Genomic DNA, 21,740 nt, shown 5'->3' with positions numbered 1-21,740 from the left:
GGCGCGGTGACCCCTCCGATTGTCAACCCACGCATCATTCCGGCGCCCGACGCCGACGAGATGCCGGCGCGCCGGCCCGCGCCGGGCGGGCAGCGCGCCGGTATCGACTATGCCGCGCTGGTTCGCCGCGCGCGGCTGCGCGGCGAAGACCGTGCGGGCCGCGGCGCCCGCACGCCGCACGACGTGCCGCCGGACGCGGCCCGCGAAGCGCCGGCCGAAAGCCAGGCGCGCGACGTCGACGACGCCGCGCCGCCCGATCGCACGGCGCCGGCACCGGTCGACGCGCAGGCCGACGCGCTGCGCGAACGTCATCTCGACGCACTGGCCGCGCCGTTCCTCACGGCGCTGTCCCGGCAAGAGGCGCGCGTCGCCGGCCTGATGCATTTCCTCGCCGACAGGATCGCCGATTTCTGCACCGACGAGGCCGTGACCGCGCACGGCAACTGGTCGATTCACCTGCGCATCGACCCATCGCTGCTGCCGGAATGCACGTTGCATCTGACGCTTTCGCATTTCGACCTCGTGCTTCGTTTCGAAACGTCGTCGGAGCCGGTCCGCGCATTAATCTGCCGCCACGAAGACACGTTGAAGCAGCGCCTCGTATCGCTCCTCGCGCATTTGAGGATGCCGCGGGAAGTCGCGATCGAAACCCGATGATCCGCCGCGCGACGCGGAAAACCGACACGCATCGCAACGGACATCCCGCGCCGCGACACAACAGAACCGGAAACAAAATGCCCCAGCCAGATGCAATGGTCAAAAGCCTCGCCGATTCGATCGGCGTGTTGCCGCAGTTCGATTCGCACACGGCCCGCCTGCGCCGGCTGTTGTGCGATGCCCGGATCGCCGCGCTGCTCGCGCATGAGTTCGACCTGCAGGATTGGGACATCACCGAAGCCGCGCCCGCGAACTGGCAGATGCCCGGCTCGCTCGAGCTGCACTCCAACGGCACCGCCGCCGCGATCGCGATCGATCTCGCGTGCTACCCGGCGCTCGCGAGCATCGCGACCGGCTCGACGATGTCCGAGGACGCCGCACTCGCCGCGTCGCTCAGGAATGCCGTCGCCGCGATCATCTCCGAGCCGTTGCTCGACGCATTGAAGACGGTCGGCCTCGCCGATGCGCACGTGACGGAACTGCGCACGGCCCCCGCCGTCCGCGCGGCGCTCGCGCTGCGCTTCACGCTCGACGGCCATCGTTTCGAATGTGTGCTCGACCGGATCGCCCCCGCCTGGATCGACACGATGGAGCGGCGCATCGCGCCGCAACGCGTGCCGTTCGCCAACTGCATCAGCCGGATCGCGATACCGGCCTCGCTCGGTATCGGCGAGCGGACGCTCAGCGTGCAGACGTTGAACGGGCTGCGCTCCGGCGACGTCGTCCTGCGCGTGGCGCCCCCGGCGCTGCGCACGCTGCTCGACGTGCCGCAGCAGGCAGACCACGTGGACGTGTATCTCGGCGCTCCCGGCGCGCGCAGGTTTCACGTTCGCGCGACGCTCGACGGCTCACGACTTGTCATCAACACGGACCCTCAAATGACCCAGGAAAATTCCCGCACCGACGCCACGCTCGACGGTGGCGATCTCCCCGTCGCCGCGTCGATCGACGATCTGGAGCTACCCGTTCGCTTCGAGATCGAGACCATCACGCTACCGCTCGTTCAACTGTCCGCGTTGCGCTCCGGTTACGTGCTCGAGCTCCCCGGCACGGTGCGCGACGCACGCGTGCGGCTGCTCGCCTACGGCCAGGTGATCGGCACCGGCGAGCTCGTGACCGTCGGCGAGCACCTCGGCGTGCGCATCGTTCACATGGCGAACGGTCATGATTCAGTTCAGTGACTTCACCGGTCTGCTGATCGCCGTGCTGGCGATCAGCCTGGTGCCCTTCATCGCGATGGTCGTCACTTCGTACGCGAAGATCGTCGTGGTGCTGGGCCTGTTGCGCAACGCGCTCGGCGTGCAGCAGGTGCCGCCCAACATGGTATTGAACGGCATCGCAATCCTGGTGTCGCTCTACGTGATGGCGCCGATCGGCATGAGCGCGATGCAGACGCTCAGCCACGAGCAGGTTTCGCCCGAACCGTCCCAGGCGATGATTCAGGCGTTCGGCGCGGCGCGCGAGCCGTTTCGCGCGTTCCTCAAGCAGCATGCACGCGAGCGCGAGAAACTGTTCTTCCTGCGCTCCGCGCATGTCGTGTGGCCGCAGGCGATGGCCAACCAGCTGCACGAGGACGATCTGATCGTGCTCGCGCCGGCGTTCACGCTTTCCGAGCTGGCCGACGCATTCAAGATCGGCTTCCTGCTGTACATCGCGTTCATCGTGGTCGATCTGGTGATTGCCAACATCCTGCTCGCGATGGGCATGAACCAGCTTCAGCCGACCAACATCGCCATCCCGTTCAAGCTGCTGCTGTTCGTCGCGATGAGCGGATGGTCGACGCTGATCCACGGCTTGATTCTCACCTACCGATAAGGCGGCGCCGATGAATACCGACGACCTGATTGGCCTGACCACCCAGGGCATGTTGCTCTGCCTCTATGTGTCGCTGCCGACGATCGCCGTGTCGGCGCTGGCGGGCTTGCTGATCTCGTTCGTGCAGGCGATCACGTCGCTGCAGGATCAGTCGATTTCCCACTGCTTCAAGCTCGTGGCGGTGCTGGCCGTGCTGGCGCTGACCGGTGCCTGGGGCGGCGCCGCGATCCTGCGCTTCGCCACGCAGCTGATGACCACCGCGGTGCCGTCGTGAGCGTCTCCCGGATCCCGTCGCGCCCGAATCAGGCCGCGCTCGACGAGCAGGCGCGCATCGACGACGCGCAGCAGCATGCGCTGCATGCTCATCACGCGCGCCGCAAGGCACGGCAGTACCGTCACAGCACGTTTCGTCACGGCACGCGCACGAAGACCCTGCACGGCGCCGCCAAGGCCCAGCACCTGCTGGCGCGCATGAGCGCGTCGGGCGTCACGCACCGGCGGGTCGCCGCGTTGCACCGCGATTCGGACGGCAGGCGAGGACGCGACGGCAGCTCGCATCAGCAAGGCAAGCAGCAGCAAGGCCGCGACAAGGAGCGCCGGCAACAGCAGGGCCGGGAACAACAGCAACAGCAGCAACAACAGCGACGTCAGCGACAGCGCGACGGGCGACCGGGCCCGCCACCGCGCGCGGCGAAGGAGACCGACGCGTTTGCCATCCGGCGCCGAAGTCCCGTGAGCAGCGCCCATGCGTCGGGCGGCGGCGAACCCGTGTCGGATGCCACGCACACGGACATGCACGCACCGGATACCGCGGCGCTCGGCTTGCCGATGTTGCGCGACGATGCGTTGCGGACCGCCTCGGCCGACCGCTTCTTCTCGATCGGCGAATCGCTGCGCCAGGGCGCGACCGCGCAACCGTCGCGGCAGGCGCTGTCGACCACGCTCGACCTGTTGCACGCGCGACGCGACGCGAATTTTCTCACCGGGTCGTTCGACGACAACCTCGCGGCCGTGCGTGAGGACCTGATCGACTCGCAGGCGCGCCTGGGCGGCGCCCGGTCCGGCGCACGACCGGGCGATCGGCAGGCGAGCTTCAACGCGTTGCTGCCGCTCATGGTACTGAGCGCCCGGCGCCCGCTCAGCGGCACGCTCGCGGAGCGCTCGATGCGTCACGTGCAGGTGCTGCTGCGCACGCCGGCGCCGCGCGCGCCCGGCAACGCTTCGGACCCCACGCAATGACTTCGCGCGCACGCCGCCGGCGCCCGAGCGCGTGTCTAGACTGACGTCAGGCTTGCTCGGCACCACGCGATTCGATCTCAACGCTCAACGAACCCGGACTCCATCGGCATGAAAATCCTGCGCATCCTGACCGGCACGCATGCAGGCATCCAGGCGCGGCTCACGCCGGGCCGATACCGGATCGGCAAGGACGACGACACCGACATCTGCATTACCGACTGGGACGACGACGAAATCGTCGTCGACATCGACGATGCCGGTATCGTTCGCGCGCAACACACGCCGGGAGCGCCGGCTTCGTCGGACGATGCCGACGCGCCGGACGCCAACCCGGTCGTGGTGCTGATTCCGGACTTCGTGCCGTTTCCGTTCGGCATGACGGTGCTGTGCTTCGGCAACGAAGACGCCGCGTGGCCGCCCGACATCCAGCTGCTCGCGAGCATGTACAACGGCGACGCGGCCGCGTCCGCATCGCGACCGACAGCGTCCGGCCAGGTCGCGCCGAATTCGGCGCGCCGAACGGTGCGTGTGATCGGCGCGGGTGCGATGCTCGTTGCGTTCCTGACAGCGGGCGCAACCCTCGTCTACGCCCGCCTGTGGCCGTCGCCCGGCGCGACGGGGCCGCGCACCGCGGCCGCGCTCGCGCAGCAGATCAACGCCGCGCTGCACGACGCGAAGCTGGCCGATCTGCATGCGCAGGATCACGGCGCCACGGTCGTCGTCGACGGCATCGTGTCGACCTCCGCCGACGACGTCGCCGTGCGCACGCTGCTGGCGCGGCTCGGCGGCAACGTGGCGCGTGCGTACGACGTCGCACAGTCGGATGTCGCGAGCATCCAGGATTCACTCGGCATCGACGGGCTTCGCGTGTCGTACGCCGGCGGCGGCGTCTTCTCGATCAACGGCGCGGTTCCGTCGCTCACGCAGTTCCGCGACGGCCTGAACCGCCTGCGCGCCGATCTCGACGGCAACGTCAGACGCATCGATGTCGATGTGACGGAGGCCCCGTCCACGATTCCGTCGCTGGTCTATACGTCGATGATGGCCGTCGGCGACACCCGTTACGTGCAGACGCCGGATGGCGTCAAACATCTGTTTCCGGGCGCGCCGCCCGACCTCGGCGATGGCGCGACCGTCATGCGCGAATCGGTCACGCCGATCCGTGCGCAGAACCGCTGACGCGTCGCCCGCTCAGCTCGCCCACGTTTGTCACCCACAGGAGTCCGATCATGTACCAAGACCTCGAAGCCATTCGCGACGATCTCAAGCAGTTGCAGCGCACGCTCGAATCGACCGACGGCGCGGCGCGCATCGACCAGGCGTTCGACAGCTGCGCGAAGCGCGTCAGCGATGCGACGAGCGCGTGCAACGACATGCAGGATCGCGCCGCGCTTCAGAAAATCTATCGGGGCATGGTCGCCGCGCGCAGCATCGTGCAGCAACTGCGCGAGCTTCCGCCCGAAGATCACGCGTCGTTGCACTGAACGGCGTCGCTCGACTGAAATCGTCCGGCACGCGCCGGGCAACGGATGTAGCAAGCAGGAAGCAGGGAAGGCAGCAGGCAGGAAGCAGCCGGTGCATGCCGGCAACGAAGCGGTAGGCGAATCGACGCCGTCCGCGCGATCTTGATCATTTCTTTAAATAGAGGAGTACTACCATGTCTTTTGGACCGATGGCCGGCGCGGCAACCGGTGCGGCAGAGGGCGCCACCAGCGCACTGATTCCGGCGATGATTCAGATGGCCATGATGCAGGTGACGATGTCACTCGTCATGTCGGTCTTGAACCTCGCCAAGACCGCCGCGGATGACGTCGAAAACGCGGCGAAGAAAGGCTGACGGCCGACGCGGCCGGCGTTCGTGCCGCGCGCACGGCGCCGGCTGCTTCGGTATCGCGTTTCCGTCCGCACGATCGACCTTCCATCGACACCACCCGGCATGAGCATCGAGCTATACGCGGAAGTCGTTCGCGACGTGTGCAGCGTCGTCGGCCTGCCCGACCCGGATCACGTGCTGAGCACCCGCACGATCGAGGTCGAAGGATTCGAGGTACAGCTGGATCACTTCGAGAACGATCCTCAGGCGATGTACGTCAACTTCCACTACGGCACCGTCAGCGCGGGGCGCACGCTCGTCGTGTTCCGGCTGATGCTGGAAGCGAACCTCGTGATCTACGCGCAGGACCAGGCGCAGCTCGGCATCGACACCGACACGGGCGGCATCGTCCTGATCGTCCGTCTGCCGCTGGAACACGACGTCGACGGCCAGGTCGTCGCGGATCTGTTGTCGCATTACGCGGAACACGGGCGCTACTGGCGCAGCAACATCATCGAATCCAGCGACGAGATGTTCGAAGGCATCGTCGCCGGCGACTACTTCTGGCTGCGCGCGTGACGCCGCGCACGCGGGCCGCGCCGTGACGACATGGCATGCGATACGCGGCGTTTCGCCCTACCCAACCTGACGATTCCCTGCGAGGTTCCTTCATGACCATCATCGAGCCTGACGACGCCGCCCTCGCATCCGCGCCCGCGAGCATCCGGCAGTTTCTCGCGCGCCGGAGCGCCGCCGGCGCGAAGCGCCTCAGCGATTTCGACGTGCCCAACGCACGCCAGTGGTTCGACTACTACACGCGGCTCGGCGACATCCAGGCGCGCCCCGTCCATCGCATCGAAGACGTCCGGTTCGACGCACGCGGCGGCCGGCAGCTTCCCGCGCGCATCTACTATCCCGCCGAGCCGAGCCTCGACGCGCTCCTGCCCGCCCTGCTCTATTTCCACTCGGGCGGCTACGTGGTCGGCGGGCTGGACACGGCGGACGCCGTGTGCCGCATGCTCGCCGCCGACGCGCAGTGCGCCGTCGTGTCGGCCGGATACCGGCTCGCACCCGAGCACAAGTTTCCATGCGCGGTCGAGGACGCGGTCGATGCGCTGCACTGGCTGAAGCGCGCCGCGATCACGTTCGGGATCGATCCGGCGCGGCTCGCGATCGGCGGTGAAAGCGCCGGCGGCACGCTGGCGGCGATTTGCGCGGTCGAGGCCCGCGACGCGGGCATCGCGCTTGCGCAGCAACTGCTGATCTATCCCGCGCTCGCGGCCGGGCTGGACACGGACGCCCATCGACGCTACGGCGACGGGTATTTTCTGTCGCTCGACCTGATTCGCTGGCTGCGCGAACAGTACCTCGTCACGCCCGACGACCGACACGACTGGCGTTTCGCGCCGCTGGACGGCGAGCGCAACGCGCCCACCGACTGGCGCGGCCTCGCACCGGCCTGGATCGTGTCGGCCGAATTCGATCCGCTGCGCGACGAGCATGAAGCTTACGTCGACCGGCTTGCGTCCCATGGCAATACGGCGGCGCTGCGCGTGTATGCGGGCATGATCCACGGCTTCTTCTCGATGGGAACGCTGGTGCCGGAAGCGAGCGACGCGCATCGCGATGCCGCCGACGCGTTGCGCGCGGCGTTGTCCGACGAATGACCGGCCCGATCGAAACAACGTCCATGACCGACCCGATCGATCACGCGCATCGCGATGCGGCCAGCTTGCTGCCTTCGATCCTGGGCAACGGCGATGCCGATCCCTATCCAGTCTATGCACGGCTGCGACAATCGGCGCCCGTCTATCGCGATGCGAGCGGCAGCTGGCTCGTCTCGTCGCATCGGCACGTGCTCGACGTGCTGGGCGATCGCACCTTCGCCTGCCTGCCGCCGGCGTTCGACAACTCGTACGCCGACCCGCTCGGGTTCAAGGACACGATCCTGTTCCGCGACGGCAATGACCACGAGCGCCTGAAACGATTGCTGGCGCCCATGTTCTCGAAGTCGCGCCTGATCGCCGTGCAGCACTACATCGACGCTCAGGTGGCCGCCCTGCTCACGCCGCTGCATCGCCGCACGCGCTTCGACCTGGTTGCCGATCTGGCACGCGAGCTGCCGGTGCGAACCGTCTGCTTCCTGCTCGGCTTTCCGGAAAGCGCGGCCGATGCCTACCGTCGCGCGTCGCAGGGGGCGTGGCAACTGATCAGCTTCATGCGGCTGAACCCCACGGAACACCGGCAGGCCGTCGCGGGCGCGGAACGCTTCCTGCTCGACATCGACGCGTGCATCGACGCTTGCCGCGACGGCGGCGACCCGACCCATCCGCTCGCCGATTTCCTCGCACTCGAACGGCGTGGGGAAATCAGCCGCCGCGAGATCGCGATGAACGTTCTGCTGCTGTTCATCGCCGGATACGGCACGACGCTGCTGTCGATCGGCAACAGCATCGCCGCGGCACTCCAGGCCCCCGAGCAATGGCAAGCGCTGCGCGACAATGTCGGCCTGGTGCCGCGCGCGGTTCGCGAACTGCTGCGCTACGATCCCGCGGCGCAGGCGCTGTTCCGTTACGCGCAGGCCGACGCCGAACTCGGCGGCCACCGGATCCGGCGCGGCGATCAGCTCATCCTGCTGCTCGGTTCCGCCAATCGCGATCCGGCCGAGTTCGCCGCGCCCGACACGGTCGACTTTCATCGCGCCGACGGACGCAGCCTGACCTTCGGCGCCGGGCCGCACGGCTGCATCGGCGTCGCGCTCTCGCGCATGCAGCTCGAAGCCGTGTTGCGCGGCCTGCTGACGCACATCCCCGACCTTCAGCTAGCGAACGACGATGCGCGGCGCATTCAACTGGGCGCGTTCCACGGCTATGCGCGACTCGGCGTCGAGCGCCCGGCCGGCTGACGATGCGTGCTACGCCCGTTCGGCGGCGAGCCGCGCGAGCGCCGCGACAATGCCCGCGCCATAGGCCGGATCGGCCCGCGAGCAGTTGTCGATGTGACGCTGCCGGATCTCCGCCGGCACGCCGGCGATCTGCCGCGCGGTGGTATCGAACAGGCGCTGGCGCCGCCGTGCATCCATCAGCCGGAACAGATCGCCCGGCTGCTGATAATGGTCGTCATCGGCGCGATGGTCCCAATGCGCGGCCGCCCCGTCGAGTTCGAGCGGCGGTTCGTTGTACTGCGGCCGGTCCGACCACGCGCCCTTGCTGTTGGGCCAGTACGACGGCGCGCCGCCGAGATTGCCGTCGGTGCGCATCGCGCCGTCGCGGTGATAGCTGTGGAACGGGCACTTCGGCGCATTCACCGGGATGTGCCCGAAGTTGACGCCGAGCCGATATCGCTGCGCATCGCCATAGGAAAACAGGCGCGCCTGCAACATCCGGTCCGGCGAATAGCCGATGCCCGGCACGACGTTCGCGGGCGAGAACGCGGCCTGCTCCGTCTCGGCGAAGAAATTGTCTGGATTGCGGTTGAGCTCGAATTCGCCGACCTCGATCAGCGGAAACTCGCCCTTCGGCCACACCTTGGTCAGATCGAACGGGTTGAACCGGAATGCCTTTGCCTGCGCGTCGGTCATCACCTGGATATACAGCGTCCAGCGCGGGAAATTGCCGGCTTCGATGCTGTCGAACAGGTCGCGTTGATGGGTTTCGCGATCCGTGGCGATCAGGGCTTCGGCCTGCGCGTCGGTCAGGTTCTCGATGCCCTGCTGCGAGCGGTAGTGGAACTTCACCCACGTCCGCTCGCTCGCCGCGTTGATCATGCTGTAGGTGTGACTGCCGAAGCCGTGCATGTGACGGTACGAGCGCGGAATGCCGCGCTCGCTCATGACGATCGTCACCTGGTGCAGCGCCTCGGGCAGCAGCGACCAGAAATCCCAGTTGTTTTCCGCGCTGCGCATCCCCGTGCGCGGGTCGCGCTTGACGGCATGATTGAGATCGGGAAAGCGCAGCGGATCGCGGAAGAAGAACACCGGCGTATTGTTGCCGACCAGGTCCCAGTTCCCTTCCTCGGTGTAGAACTTCAGCGCGAAGCCGCGGATGTCGCGTTCCGCATCGGCCGCGCCGCGCTCGCCGGCCACCGTCGAGAAGCGCACGAACATCGGCGTCTGCTTGCCGATGTCGGAGAACAGTTTCGCCTTCGTGTAGCGCGAGATGTCGTGCGTCACGGTGAAGGTGCCGTATGCGCCGGCGCCCTTCGCGTGCATGCGGCGCTCCGGGATGACCTCGCGATCGAAATGCGCGAGCTTTTCAAGCAGCCAGACGTCCTGCAGCAGCGCGGGCCCGCGCGGGGCGGCCGTCTGGATGTTGACGTTGTCGCTGACCGGTGCACCGTTCGCGTGAGCAATTTCACGCGGAACCGAATTCTCTGACATGTCCGATTTCCCCCACCCTTTATGTACCTTCAATTCGTCGATCGCGCGATCCCGTCTCGGGTTCGGAGATCGCGCGTCGTGCGGACGGCCGTCGGCCGGTCCTAGGGGGAAGTAGAAAGCGGCGATGTGTCGGGGATTTGTCTGGCTTGTATCGGTTTGTAGCAGCGGATCGGGCAGTAGTCGGGTTCGAGGAACGCTGCATGAATAGCCACGGCCCCCGGCACAAGGCGGTCGTGAGCGGCAATCATGCAATCGCGCGTGCGCGCGGTGCGGCAAGGCGTTTTCGCGCGCGCCGCGCGCGTCACTTGCCATCGAGAACATTCGCAAGCGACGTGCGTCGTGGCGTACCACTGCCGCCCGCCATAGGGGCGGAACTGCGCCGTCTCAGAGTGACGTTGTCTTCCGGTCCCTCGAATGATTGACTGCCGCGCGGCGTCCAGGTTTGTTTCATTGCGACGTTGCATTTTGTGTACATGTCAATCAGTTGCTCCTTGTCCTTCACGATTGTCCATCCGAACTTCGCGACATACATCGCCAGCGGAAAGCGCGGTTCCGCCACGGTTCTCTTCAACTGCGTTCCCGATTCCTCCGCCTTCGTATAGGCGACATAGTTGACTTGCGGGCCATGCTTGACGAGATTCATGCTCGGATCGCTGCGCGGGCGGCGACTGCTGTCCGCCGCGCTGATCGCGGCATTGATCGCGTCGATCAGAAACGACTCCTCGGGACTATTCGAAGGAACGGTATGGGGCTGGCCCGCCAGAGAAAACAGATCATGCAGATCGTAGTCCCCCGTCAGGGGCAACTGTTCCCAATCCTTCACGGCCTTCAGGGTTTCGAGGCTCGCGTCGACGTTCGAAAAATCGACGTGATACTGTTGCTTTCCATTGGATCCATACTCAAGCGCCGCGCCAAGCGCCTCCTTCTCGGGCTCTTCCGATACCTCGAAACCCGCCACTTTCCGGCCCATGACGAGCGCACCCGATTGCGTCTCTGCGTTCAGCGTCGCCACATATCCGAGGATGTTCGCGTTTTCGGCGTCACGCAGGATCCGCTGGGCAGTGTCGGAAGGAAAGGCTCCACTGATCGAGCTTGGCTTGAGTGTCTTGTCGAGCGTGTCATGCCCCTTCGCCTCGGCACCCGCGGCAATCTTCCGCAACGTCCATTCTCCGGCGTGGCAAAAGCTGCAGCCGGCGTTCATGGTCCGCATCGCGATCGAAACCGCGCGCACATGCTCGGCAAGCATGAAACCTCCATCCGCCACCGCCTGTTCCGATAGCGTCAGCGGGTGCGCGGTTTGAAATTCGGCCTTTACCTTATCCATGATCAACTTGATGCGGGCGCCACGCCCCGGCACGCCGGAAGGCGACGAACTGCCAGACAGGAGATCCACCGATGCCTTGCGCGGCGGCAGCGCCCGCAACGGATGAGCGACTTGAGATGATCCCCCTTCGGCCCGCGTGGCCGCCGCGGGCTGCGCCGTCTCGCCGAAGCTGAACCCGGCAAACTGTGCGTTAATTTCTGCTTGCGTAATATTCATATCAAAAAATTCCTGTGAAGTATTGAGAGCCGGCCCGTCGTCACATTTCCGGATTGCCTGCCGGTTACCGAAACGTTGACCGGAGTCCGATCCTTTGATGCAAAAGCAGGCGGGCACCCGACAATATTGGTGTGTCATCGGCCGGCCTGATGCTGATCGACCTGCCGCGGCACCAGCAGCACGATCCGCGTGCGCTGCGCGTCCGTCGGCTCGAGCATGACGATGCCTTGCGTGGGGGCCAGCGTCATCCGGGCTGCCTGAACGTCGTCGCGCACCCGCCATTCGACGGCAAGCGTCGTTTCCGGCCGTGCGGCGTTCGCGCCCGACGACGGCACGACGACGAGCGACAGATCCGCCGCGGCTCGCGCGGCGCGCAACGAATCATCGCGTGTGAGCGCCGCGTTTTCCGCCACGAACGGCGTACCGGCGCGCTCCCGGAACGCAACGGCCGCGCCGTCGTAGGTCGCGAGCGACTGATCCAGTTCGATGCGCGCGCGCTGCGCGGCGCTCAACTGGCCGATGCCGCGCCGCAGCGCGTCGCCATCGGCCACGAGCATGGCCGCACTGTTCGACGCGATGCCGATCGCACTGAGCGATTTCCCGAGTGGCAGACGCGCCAGATCGAACGCCGCGACATCGGCCATCAACGTGTCGACGACAATCGGCTTCGGTCGCACATCCAGCCTGGCGAGCACACGCAGGTCACGGGCGAGCCGCTCGGGGCGATCGCGCACGAGCACGGTGTTCGTGCGCGCATCGGCGCTCACCACGGGCAGCGGCGCCTCGTATTCGACCGCGCCCAGCGCGACGGCATCGGCCGGCGCGAATTGCGATCGCGCGCGCGCCGCCACCCCCTCCACCGTGATTTGCCGGCCGTCGACCACGGTAACGCGATCGGCGGCCGTGCCGACCCGCAGCGCGACGGCACGCACCGCCGTCGTCACGCGCCGTCTCGCGCTGCCGTCGACCTGCCGCGCGGCGCGCTCGACGCGCTCGAGGTACGCGGGTGGGCCGTTAACCGTCACGATCGCGCCGCCCGCGCCATTGACGAGCGGGAAGCACGGGCTGGCCGCACCGCTCTTCGTGAGCAACGCGCGCAGCACGGCGGGCTTCGCGAAGTTCAGGCGCAGCGTCAGCGTGCGCCGCGCGCCCAGCGGGCTGACGTACAGCACGGTGCCGTCGAAGTACGTGTCCAGTTCATGGTTGCGCGCGAGCCGTTCGACGAAGTCCTGAGGCGACGCATCGAAACGTCCGTCCAGGCGGCCCGACACGCGGCCGTCGACGAGAATCGGTACGCCGGCCGCGTCGGACAGCGCGCTCAGCGCATCGGCGACGCTCGCCCCCGGCGTCTCGTAGTGGAACCGGGCGAGATGCCATGAGGGTCGCGGCTGGCGTGCACATGCCGATCGAGACGGGGCGGCCGCCGCGCTTCCCGCGTAGGCCGGCGTGCCGGGCAGCGACACGCAGAGCAGCGCGACCGTCGCCGCGACCGCCGCCGTTCGCGCGACACGCAGAAGGAACGCGGTCCATGACGGTCGACAAACGCGGCACCATCGACGCACGCATTCCCGCAAGCGGACCATGTCAGTCATCACCGCCGTGCTCGAGGCGCTGCGGCGGTTCCTGAACGCGGCGGTCCTCTCGCGAGCCGGCTTGCGCCGCGGCGTACGCGAGCGCATCCGCGCGCTCGAGCGCGCTCAGGCCGCTGCCGGTCGATAACCCGCCGGGAAGCCGGCCGGTATTGCGTCGCGCGGACAGGCACGGCAGACGCATGACGAAATCCGTCCCGGCGCGCGGGTTGGCGCGGGCCAGCAGCGTGCCGCCATGCAGATTCACGATCCTGGAGGTCAGCTTGAGACCCAGCCCCGACCCCGACGACGAGCGATCCGCCAGTGCTTCGAAGTCGCTCATCACGCGCTGCGCGGCGATTCCCGGCAAGCCGCCCGCCGCGTCGCCGATCGTGACGACCGCGAAACCGTCCTCCGCATTCACCGACACGGTCACGGCGTTGCCCGGCGTGGAAGCCCGGATCGCGTTGTCCACGAGATTTTGCATCGCGCGCGCGACGAAGGTGCGCACGCCCGTCATCCAGATACGCGCGTCTTCCACCATCCACAGTTGCAACGGCACGCCGCGATAGACGGCCGCGACATCCTGTTGCGCGATCACGCTGCGAAGGGTTTCGCACAAATCGAAGCGCGCGAGGTCGCGACGCTGCAAACCGCTTTCCACCGACGTGAAGATGAATTGATCGCCAAGCGACAACGCGTAGCGGGCCAGCTCGCCGATCCGCGCCATCCCGCCGCACGCGTCGAACGCGGCCGGATCGGTCTCGTGCAGCTGGGTCATCGCGAGAATCGAGTTCTGCGGCGAACGCAGATCGTGCGACATGAAGCGCAGCGACTCCATGCGCTGGTCGAGCGTGCGGCGCATCCCGGTGACGTCCACCAGGACGAAGGTCGTCGCGATCCGTCCGCCGCCGCTGGCCTGATTGCGCGCCAGCCAGATCCAGGTGTCGCCGACCTGGAATTCGACACCCTGGCCGCCCGCGTCTTCCGACGGGCCGGCGTCCTCCGTCTGCGCCGGCTCGGCGGCGTCGGCGATCCCGCATGCCCGCAGCAGCGCATCGAGCGACGAGCCGACCACGATCTCCCGTTGCAGCAGGCGCGCCGCGCCGGTGCTCGCGAACAGCACGCGGCGCTCGCGATCGACTGCGATCGTTCCCCACGGCTGGCTGTCCAGCAGCGCCGCCAGCTCGTCGCCGGCGATGCCGCGCGCGTCCGTGCCCGCCGCCGCGCCCGGATGCGAAGGTGCCGTCATGTCGTGCTCGTCGGGTTCATGCGCCGCGGCCCGCTTCACAGGTCGATGATCCGCGGCGTCAGCAGGAACAGTCGTTCCATGTGACTGTCATCGCGATCGGTATAGCGGAACAGGCCGCCGATGAGCGGGATCTTCGACAGCAGCGGCACGCCGGTGCGGCCGCGCGTGCGACTGTCGGTCTTGTAGCCGGCCACGAGCAGCGCCTCGCCTTCGTTGACGAATGCGGACGTGTTGATGTTGCTGCTGGTGATCACCGGAATGTTGTCGACCGACTGACCGCTCAGTTGTCCGTCCTGGATCGCGACATCGAGCTTGATCTGCCGGCGGCCGTTCTCCTCGACCACCATCGGCAGCACGCGCAGCGACACGCCGGTCGACACGCTGAACAAGCTGGCCGACGTGTAGCCGGACACGCGCACGAAGAACTGCGTTTCGTTGTTCATGTCGGCCTCGATGTTGTCGAGCGTCGCGACTTTCGGGCTCGCCTCGATCCTGGCCTTCTTGTCGGCTTCGAGCGCCGACACGTTGGCCAGCAGATAGCGGCCCGCGTTGCCGATCACGGTGGTCAGTACCGCGCCCGCCGGCGCGGCCGCCGCCGTCACGCCGCCGGCCAGCGTCGTATTGCCGAAGTTCGGTGCGAGCGTGCCGTTGTAGGTGTTTTGCGTGCCGAGCCCGCTACCGGTCTGCAGATCGACATGGCTGTTGTGCGCGGTCCAGTTCACGCCGAGTTGCGCGAGCGCACCTTCGTCGACCTCGAAGATGTGCGCCTCGATCTCGACCAGCCGCGGCTTCACGTCGAGCAGCGAGATCAGGTCCGGATACTGATACATGCGGTCGGGCGTATCGCGGATCAACACGGAGTTGGTGCGCTGATCCGCCTGGATCACCGGCAGATCCTCGTCCTTCTGTCCGATTCCGCCGACCGCGGGCAACCCGCCCTTGCCGGCAGCACCGGCAAGCGGTGCGGACGGCCGGCCGGTCAGGCCCGCCAGCAAGCCCGCCGCGTTGCCGCCGGCGCCGCCGTTATAGGCGCCGGCCTGCCCGCCGGCCGGCAGCGGCGGCATCAACGCCTGGCCCGCGCCGCCGCCCGATACGTCGTTCAGCGCGTTCGGGCGCTGCACGTTCGACACGTTCGTGGCGTTGCGGGTCGGGTCGGCCGGAGACGTGACCGCCCCCTGGTTCGGGTGATAGATATTGTTCAGGACCGTCGATACGCCCGGCAACGTGTAGGACGCGCCGTCCGCGTTGAACGAGCGGTCCATCGACCACGCATGCTTGAGACGGAACACGCGCACGACGGTGCCGGCACGATGCGAGGTGCGCGAATCCAGCCGTGCCGCGACGTCGGACACGAGCTTCACGTAGTTCGGCGGACCGTTGACGATCGCCGCGCCGTGCGCGTCGTCGTAGGTGATCTTGAAGCGCGCATCCGCGACCTGCATCGCCGCGAGCGTGTCGCGCAACTCGGCCGTGCCCGCGTGATCGAGCTTGACGAGCGTGCTCTTCATCTCCTCCGGCAACACGATGTCGAGCACCTGGCCGTCGAAATACCAGACGAAGCCGAACGACGACGCCAACGTGTCGAGGAAGCGCTGCGGTGTCATGTGGAACTTGCCGGTCACGCTGCCCGTGATGTCCTTCGAGATATCGGCGGGAATGTTCTGGCTCGCGGAGAAGTCGCGCAGGACTTCCTTGATGTCCTTGGCGTCGGCGGAGTAGTCGATCTGCGCGGTCTGCCAGCGCACCGGCGCGGCCGACGCAGCAAGGCAAGCCAGTGTCGACAGGGCGAACAGCATCACATGGAGAATTCGTTTCATGGTCGGCGTCGTAAGGGGTGGCATCACTCTGACCACATGATTGGCGGCAGCCGTCACAGCGTCAACGCGCGATCGCCATCGTCGCCGCGCAGGTTCCGATCCGTGGAGGGAAATTCGCGGTACGCGGACTGCGTCGCCTCGATGCAATCGCGTCGACACGATTCGTACGCTCAGTAATACGTGTTCACGTTCCATCCACCCACGACGGGCGTGTTCGGAATCGTCTGGTTCTGTTCGCCGCAGTAGGAACTCGTCCATGGCGTCGTCAGTGCGTTGTAGGTTGCCCAGTTGGTCAGGATCGCAATCTGGTAATCGCCGGCCGGCAACGCGTGATTCAGGGTCGTGCTGATGCCACCCGAATCGTCCACCAGCGTCGGCCCCTGCGCTTCGGTATGCGCGACGGAGCGATTCGACGCATCGAGCACGTCGACATCCTGCGACACCTGTGCGCGTGCGCCGCGCGCGGGGCCGCACAGGCTGTCGTTCAGATGCGCCCATGAGGAAACCGAAACGATGCCGGGTTTCGTCAATCGAACGGGAATGATCCGCGAATAGGTGAACGTGCCGTTCGTGCCATTGAACGCGAACGGCGGCGCGTAATAGTTGGCCGACGGCGGGCCCGCGCAGTTCGCATAGTCGGTCGCGCCGGGCGACGCCATCATGATCTGGCATTCCGTCAGGGTGGTGCCCGGCAGGATTTCGGATTGCGTCTGCCAGATGCCGTTCTGACAGGACAGCACGCGGCCCTGGGCGTCCGTGGTGACGGGCGTCGTGTTCGCCGTGTCCGGCGTGCACGCATTGCCCTGGGCCTGCTGGTTGCCGAGAGCGAGATTGCCTTGCTCGTCGACCGCCAGCGCCTGCCACGCGGTGCCGTTGAACGTGTAGGCGCGCCCGGTGTTGGTCGTCATCGCGACGTCGCCGATGCGCGGATCGGGCACCGTCGACGTATCGCCGAGGTCGCTCGCGGACGCCACGGGGTCGCGCCAGTGCCGCGAACCGACGGGCACCCATTGACCGTTACGGCAGGTCACCACGTTGCTGCCCGCGTCGGCGGCGATCGCCCCGGCCGCCGCCGTGCACGGCGCGTAGTCGATCTGTTGCGCGAGCACGATCGGCACCTGCATCGCATTCGCCGCCGGATTGCCGGGCACGCCGACGCGATAGAGAAAGTCCGCGGTCTGCCCGTTTCCGGTATCGGGAAAGATTTCGCTGGCCAGGTGGCCGGTGCCCGTCTTGGTCGACGAACACGCCGCGTTGGCGGGATTCGGCACGGCGATGCGCCAGGACCCATACGCGCCGATCGCCGCACCCGTGCCGTTGTTGGCGGCCGGAATGGAGCCACCGCCGGCCCCCGCGTTCGCGGCGATGTAGCCCAGTTGCGCGTCGGGAACCGGCGTGCCGCCTTCGGTGACGAGCAGGCCTTGCAGCTGTCCGCCGGCCGATGCATAGAGCAGCAGGCACGGCGTCTGTCCGTATGCGTTCTGCTCCCCCACCCCGTCGGGCAGAAAGCTCGCCAGCTGATAGGGTGCACCGCGCAGCTTGATCACCACGGGCTTGTCGGGCGTCACGGCGGCCGCCAGCGCGACCGCATTCTGCTCGATGAGCTGCGCGGCGGCCTGCGCAAGCTGCGACTGGTAGTGGGCCGTCTGCTGGCCGCGCGCATCCTCGAGCGACGTTCCGATCATCGCGATGATGCCGGCGGTCACCGCCGACACGATCGCGAGCGTCGCCAGCAATTCGATGATCGTGAACCCGCGTTGTCGATTCGCCGCGCGCTTCATGTCGTGTCGGATCACGTTCACCAGGCCTGTGCCATCCACACCGGCATGCCGCTCGGCACGGCCCGGGACAGCGCCGCAGGCAGCGGCACGGCCGGGTTGCCGCGCGACACCACCATGCCGTCGAGCGCGACGCCGGCCAGCGCAGAACCGCGCGACAATCGCTCGATCGCCGTCACAGCAGGGACCGCGGCCGCCGACGTTGCATAGATCACGACGAGACTGCCCGGCGCGTCCGCATTCGGCGCCACGTAGTTGTGCCACAACGGATCGATGGTTTGCGGCGCCAGCAGCGGTCGCAGCGCCGCGTCGGTCACGCTCCCTTCGAATTCCGGATGATCGAGCGCGTAGCGCACCACCGCGTCGCGGTACGTGCTCATGCTGTGCGCCAGCGCGAAGCCGGATACCGACATCGTCGCCGGTTGGTAATCGGCGTCGATCAGCGCGTACATGCCGCCCAGCACGCCGAAGACGAGCGCGACCCAGATCGCGATCACGTTCGTGCCCCTCCGGTTGCGCGCGCAAGCGTCAGCGGCGCGAAGCCACGGCGAGCCGCGCCCGGGCGTTCCAGCCAGGACCACCGGCCACGAGCGGCACCGCGCGAACATGGGTAGGCCATCGGTCAGGTCGACGTCCATACGATCGTATTGGCCGTATCCGAGCTGCAATCCGTGGCCGCGAGATCGGGCGACACGGGCATCGCGGTTTCGGTCTTGCCGTTGATGGCAATCGATACCCAGTTGCCGCCTGCGGTGACCGCATTCACGCACACGCTGCGCGGCACGTTGTCGTAGGTGATCGTGAAGGTGCTGCCGGCACCGGCGACGGCCACGGCGCCGTTCCAGGTGTTCGTCACGGTGTTCTGGTCACCGGACGGCGTGAGCGTCGACGGAAAGACGCCCGCGCTCGCCAGCACCGAATTGCCGAGGTTTCCGTATCCGCCAGGCTGCCCCATGTACAGCTTCTTCACACCGCTCTGGATCGCGCTCACCTGCTCATTCACCGCATTGGTGCTCGCGCTGTTGAATGCGCCGTTCAGCAGCGCGATCGCACCGATCACCACGATCGCCGCGACCCCGAGATACGAAATCGCCTCCAGCAGCGACGCGCCGCGCTGCGATGCGCGGGAGCGCCCGGTCCGCGCGTTCGGTGCGGCCGTCGTGTTCGAGTTCGTGAATGGGTTCATATCGTCCTCGCCTCGTGTTGAAACAAACCTCAATGCAGCGATCTCGTCATCGCAGCAATCTCCTGCTGAATGCCGAAAAAGCCGGTGATCAGTACGCTCAGCAGCATCGCCAGCAAGACGATGGCTGCGCCGTTCAGCACGCGCATCTGCGCGGCGATCCGCTCCACGCCGGCTTCCATCCATTCGTCCGCCATCGTCTTCAGCGCTTCGGCGAAGCCCTTGTACTCCGCATAGACGCAGAGGTCGTCGACGATCTCGGCGGATGGAAAGCGATAGCCGGTAAGCTTCATCGCCTCGCCGACGTTCAGGCCTGACTTGACGCCGAACAACGTGTCGTCGATCCGGTCGCGCAGCCACGGCTTCGCGAGCGACGAGAGCCGCATCAACGATTTCTCGACCGTGAGGCCGGCCGCCTGCAACGACGCGAACGCCGTGAGAAAACTGATGCCGACCATCAGCCGATAGACGGAGTAAGGCGGATAGCGATCGAGTGCGGTGCGCAGCCGACCCGACCAGTGCGGCATCGAATGGATCAGCAGCGCGATGCCGGCCAGCAGGCCGGCGACGCCGTAGCCGAGCCACTGCGTGGTGAAGCTCGACAACAGGTACAGCAGGTGGGCCGGGCCATGCCAGCGCTGCGGCGGCACGATCGCGGCGAATTGCGGAATCACGTGCGCGCCGAACAGATACAGATAAACGAGCGTGATGCCGAACAGCGCGACGGGATACGCGATGCCGCCCACGATCGCCGCGCGGATGCGGCGCTGCGACACCACGATCGCGACCAGCGAACGCAGCGCGGCTTCCACGCGGCCGGACTGCTCGCCGGCCATCACGACCAGTCGCTCCGCCTGCGGCACCCAGCCTTCCATCCCTTCTGCGAGCGTGCCGCCGTTCTGCACCGCCTTGCGCCATTCGCCGAGCATGATCGCGGCCGGCTCGTTCGGCTTGCGCCCTTCATGCGCCGCGCGCAGTTCGAGCTCCTCCAGCACTTTCAGCAGCGGCAGCCCATTCGACAGCATCTTCTCGATCTTCCGGTACACCCTGAGGCGCGCGTCGGGGCCTGCCTGCAAGCGCGCCCAACGGCGATTCAAGTCAACGCGCATGGGTCCCTCCGCCGGCCGCCGCGTGCAACCGTGCCGGTTCGACACGCGGCACGAGCGGACCAACCACGCGCTCGGCCACCCGCGGATCGACCAGGCCGGCCGCGACCTTGGTCAGTGCGTGGTCGACGAGCGTTTGACCGCCCAACTCCCTGAGCCAGTAATCGGTTGCGCCGGACTTGTCGCCTTCGCGCAGGAGCGCGAAGAAGCGCGCGTCCGTGCACACCACTTCGGCCACCACGGTGCGGCCGACGGTGCCGCGCCCGGCGCACTGCACGCAGCCGTCGCCCTGCACGCAGACCTGGTCATACGCACTCCCGACCGCCCGCAGCACGCGCGCGGCCAGCGCCGCGTCGCGCGCGGCCGCGCTGTCGCGAAACCGCACGCGGCAATGCGGACACGTGACCTTCACGAGACGCTGGCTCACCAGCCCCGTGACCAGCGTTTCGTCGGTCACCATGCGCAGCGGCAGGCCGAGATCGACGAGGCGATCGACGATCGCGAGCACACCGCTCGCATGCACCGTGGTCCATACCTGGTGGCCGGTCATCGACGCGCGCAGCACGCCTTGCGCCGACGCGCGATCGCGTACCTCGCCGATCATGATCGTGTCCGGGTCGAGCCGCATCGCGTTGGCGATCGCGGCGGCGAACGCGAGCGAGCGCGACTCCTCGGTCGGCGCATTGACGACCGGCGTCTGGACCGCGCCGTTGATCGGATACTCGACCGGATCCTCCACCGTGATCACGTGCGTGCTGCCGTTGTTCTCGCTGATCAGGCCGGCCAGCACGCGCTGCAGCGTCGTCGATTTGCCGGATCCGGTCGGTCCGCTGAAGATCGTCAGGCCGTGCGGCAATCGGCTCAGCGCCAGGATCTGGCCGGCTTGCAGCGCGGTGAAGCCGAGCCGCTCGAGGTCGGCCGATTCGCCGGCATCGTTGTACAGCAGGCGCAGCACCATGATGCTGCCGGTGCTGGTCGGCGCGGTGGCGATGCGCACGCCGAACAGCTGCTCCGGAAGCTTGTCGCGCTCGCCGATGCTGGCGTCCTGTCGCTCGCTCGGCTTGTACGTGTTGTCCGACACGCTCGCCATCGCCGAATACAACGTGGCAAGCAGGCGCGTGCCGTGCTCGCGGGGCTGCTCGCTGACCCGCACCAGCTCGTTGTGGATCCGGAACAGGATCTCGGTGCTGAACTGCTTCACGCGTATATGGATGTCGGACGCACGTTCCCGGCAGGCCTGCGCGATGAGGTCCTTCGCGACGACCTGCATGGCGGTATGGTCAAGCCGTTCCGCCGTGCCGTCGCGGCGCATGCCTTCGTACGCACGGCGCACCTCATCGAGACTGACCGCGTGCGCGCGATACGCGAAGTTCAGGCGGTCCAGACGCGCGCGGTACGACAGCACGAACGGACTCATCTCGTGGCCCTCCGCGACGAGCAGGCGGCCGTCGTCCAGCAGGCACAGCAGCTTGCGCTCCTCGGTGCTCGCCGCCCACGGCCCGACATCGGACAACGGGCAGGCGGCGCGGACGTGGCGCCCGGCGGGCACGTCGCCCGGGCCCGCCGCGGTTCCGATGTTCGTGGGTTGCATCGA

21 protein-coding genes are annotated in these 21,740 nt (G+C 67.3%); 11 read left to right on the top strand and 10 right to left on the bottom strand.

The genetic code is table 11. The features are described from left to right. Window positions 1-6: 6 nt before the first annotated feature. The 11 genes from sctP (at window position 7) to DIE06_RS21840 (ending at window position 8,429) form a co-directional block, all read left to right on the top strand. Window positions 7-657: a type III secretion system protein SctP gene (gene sctP, locus DIE06_RS21890; RefSeq protein WP_124663138.1), complete on the top strand. Its 651-nt coding sequence runs from the start codon at window positions 7-9 to the stop codon at window positions 655-657. A gap of 77 nt (window positions 658-734) precedes the next feature. Then, window positions 735-1,838, top strand: coding sequence for a type III secretion system cytoplasmic ring protein SctQ (gene sctQ / locus DIE06_RS21885; protein ID WP_185733444.1), 1,104 nt, complete (start codon window positions 735-737; stop codon window positions 1,836-1,838). After that, window positions 1,822-2,472, top strand: coding sequence for a type III secretion system export apparatus subunit SctR (gene sctR / locus DIE06_RS21880; protein WP_105832293.1), 651 nt, complete (start codon window positions 1,822-1,824; stop codon window positions 2,470-2,472). The genes sctQ and sctR overlap by 17 nt, the downstream gene beginning before the upstream one ends. A gap of 10 nt (window positions 2,473-2,482) precedes the next feature. After that, complete coding sequence (sctS, locus tag DIE06_RS21875; RefSeq protein WP_043188506.1) at window positions 2,483-2,746, top strand: type III secretion system export apparatus subunit SctS; 264 nt, start codon at window positions 2,483-2,485, stop codon at window positions 2,744-2,746. Beyond that, on the top strand, window positions 2,743-3,711 hold the full coding sequence (locus DIE06_RS21870; protein ID WP_124663136.1) for a hypothetical protein: 969 nt from the start codon (window positions 2,743-2,745) through the stop codon (window positions 3,709-3,711). The genes sctS and DIE06_RS21870 overlap by 4 nt, the downstream gene beginning before the upstream one ends. 108 nt (window positions 3,712-3,819) lie before the next feature. Continuing rightward, entirely contained in the window at window positions 3,820-4,890 is a 1,071-nt protein-coding gene (gene hrpD5 / locus DIE06_RS21865) for an HrpD5 family protein (RefSeq protein WP_124663135.1), read from the top strand. A gap of 50 nt (window positions 4,891-4,940) precedes the next feature. Next, window positions 4,941-5,195 carry a type III secretion system protein gene (locus DIE06_RS21860; RefSeq protein ID WP_124663134.1) on the top strand — a complete coding sequence of 85 codons (255 nt, stop codon included), beginning with the start codon at window positions 4,941-4,943 and terminating at the stop codon, window positions 5,193-5,195. Between the two features lie 173 nt (window positions 5,196-5,368). After that, window positions 5,369-5,548, top strand: a complete 180-nt coding sequence (locus DIE06_RS21855) for a hypothetical protein (RefSeq protein WP_124663133.1) — start codon at window positions 5,369-5,371, stop codon at window positions 5,546-5,548. A 99-nt stretch (window positions 5,549-5,647) separates the two neighbouring features. Beyond that, complete coding sequence (locus DIE06_RS21850) at window positions 5,648-6,103, top strand: molecular chaperone Tir (protein ID WP_124663132.1); 456 nt, start codon at window positions 5,648-5,650, stop codon at window positions 6,101-6,103. Window positions 6,104-6,195: 92 nt separating this feature from the next. Next, window positions 6,196-7,191, top strand: a complete 996-nt coding sequence (locus tag DIE06_RS21845; protein ID WP_124663131.1) for an alpha/beta hydrolase — start codon at window positions 6,196-6,198, stop codon at window positions 7,189-7,191. Window positions 7,192-7,214: 23 nt separating this feature from the next. Continuing rightward, the gene (locus DIE06_RS21840; protein WP_124663130.1) at window positions 7,215-8,429 is read left to right on the top strand and encodes a cytochrome P450; all 1,215 of its coding nucleotides are present in this window, start codon (window positions 7,215-7,217) and stop codon (window positions 8,427-8,429) included. 9 nt (window positions 8,430-8,438) lie between these two features. On the opposite strand, the gene DIE06_RS21835 is transcribed toward DIE06_RS21840, so the two are convergent. From DIE06_RS21835 to DIE06_RS21790, 10 genes are all read right to left on the bottom strand, one after another. Further along, window positions 8,439-9,902: a catalase gene (locus DIE06_RS21835; protein ID WP_124663129.1), complete on the bottom strand. Its 1,464-nt coding sequence runs from the start codon at window positions 9,900-9,902 to the stop codon at window positions 8,439-8,441. A gap of 301 nt (window positions 9,903-10,203) precedes the next feature. Then, a complete protein-coding gene (locus tag DIE06_RS21830; RefSeq protein WP_124663128.1) occupies window positions 10,204-11,442 on the bottom strand; it encodes a hypothetical protein in 1,239 nt (412 codons plus the stop codon). Window positions 11,443-11,576: 134 nt separating this feature from the next. Continuing rightward, entirely contained in the window at window positions 11,577-13,034 is a 1,458-nt protein-coding gene (locus tag DIE06_RS21825) for a hypothetical protein (RefSeq protein WP_185733443.1), read from the bottom strand. Then, a complete protein-coding gene (locus DIE06_RS21820) occupies window positions 13,027-14,262 on the bottom strand; it encodes a HAMP domain-containing sensor histidine kinase (RefSeq protein ID WP_124663126.1) in 1,236 nt (411 codons plus the stop codon). The genes DIE06_RS21825 and DIE06_RS21820 overlap by 8 nt, the downstream gene beginning before the upstream one ends. Window positions 14,263-14,297: 35 nt before the next feature. Beyond that, the gene (sctC, locus tag DIE06_RS21815; protein WP_124663125.1) at window positions 14,298-16,079 is read right to left on the bottom strand and encodes a type III secretion system outer membrane ring subunit SctC; all 1,782 of its coding nucleotides are present in this window, start codon (window positions 16,077-16,079) and stop codon (window positions 14,298-14,300) included. A gap of 170 nt (window positions 16,080-16,249) precedes the next feature. Then, window positions 16,250-17,881, bottom strand: coding sequence for a prepilin-type N-terminal cleavage/methylation domain-containing protein (locus tag DIE06_RS21810; protein WP_260433684.1), 1,632 nt, complete (start codon window positions 17,879-17,881; stop codon window positions 16,250-16,252). Next, window positions 17,878-18,354, bottom strand: coding sequence for a type IV pilus biogenesis protein PilM (gene pilM, locus DIE06_RS21805; protein ID WP_124663124.1), 477 nt, complete (start codon window positions 18,352-18,354; stop codon window positions 17,878-17,880). The genes DIE06_RS21810 and pilM overlap by 4 nt, the downstream gene beginning before the upstream one ends. Window positions 18,355-18,479: 125 nt before the next feature. Continuing rightward, window positions 18,480-19,043, bottom strand: a complete 564-nt coding sequence (locus tag DIE06_RS21800; RefSeq protein ID WP_124663123.1) for a type 4 pilus major pilin — start codon at window positions 19,041-19,043, stop codon at window positions 18,480-18,482. Between the two features lie 29 nt (window positions 19,044-19,072). Next, window positions 19,073-20,149, bottom strand: a complete 1,077-nt coding sequence (locus tag DIE06_RS21795; RefSeq protein ID WP_124663122.1) for a type II secretion system F family protein — start codon at window positions 20,147-20,149, stop codon at window positions 19,073-19,075. Next, window positions 20,139-21,737 carry a GspE/PulE family protein gene (locus DIE06_RS21790; RefSeq protein ID WP_124663121.1) on the bottom strand — a complete coding sequence of 533 codons (1,599 nt, stop codon included), beginning with the start codon at window positions 21,735-21,737 and terminating at the stop codon, window positions 20,139-20,141. Before DIE06_RS21790 ends, DIE06_RS21795 begins: the two co-directional genes overlap by 11 nt. Between the last annotated feature and the right edge of the window lie 3 nt (window positions 21,738-21,740).

Origin of the sequence: Burkholderia sp. Bp8998 (assembly GCF_003854235.1) — a bacterium.
GTDB lineage: Bacteria > Pseudomonadota > Gammaproteobacteria > Burkholderiales > Burkholderiaceae > Burkholderia.
This window is presented reverse-complemented; position numbering and strand designations above follow the sequence as displayed.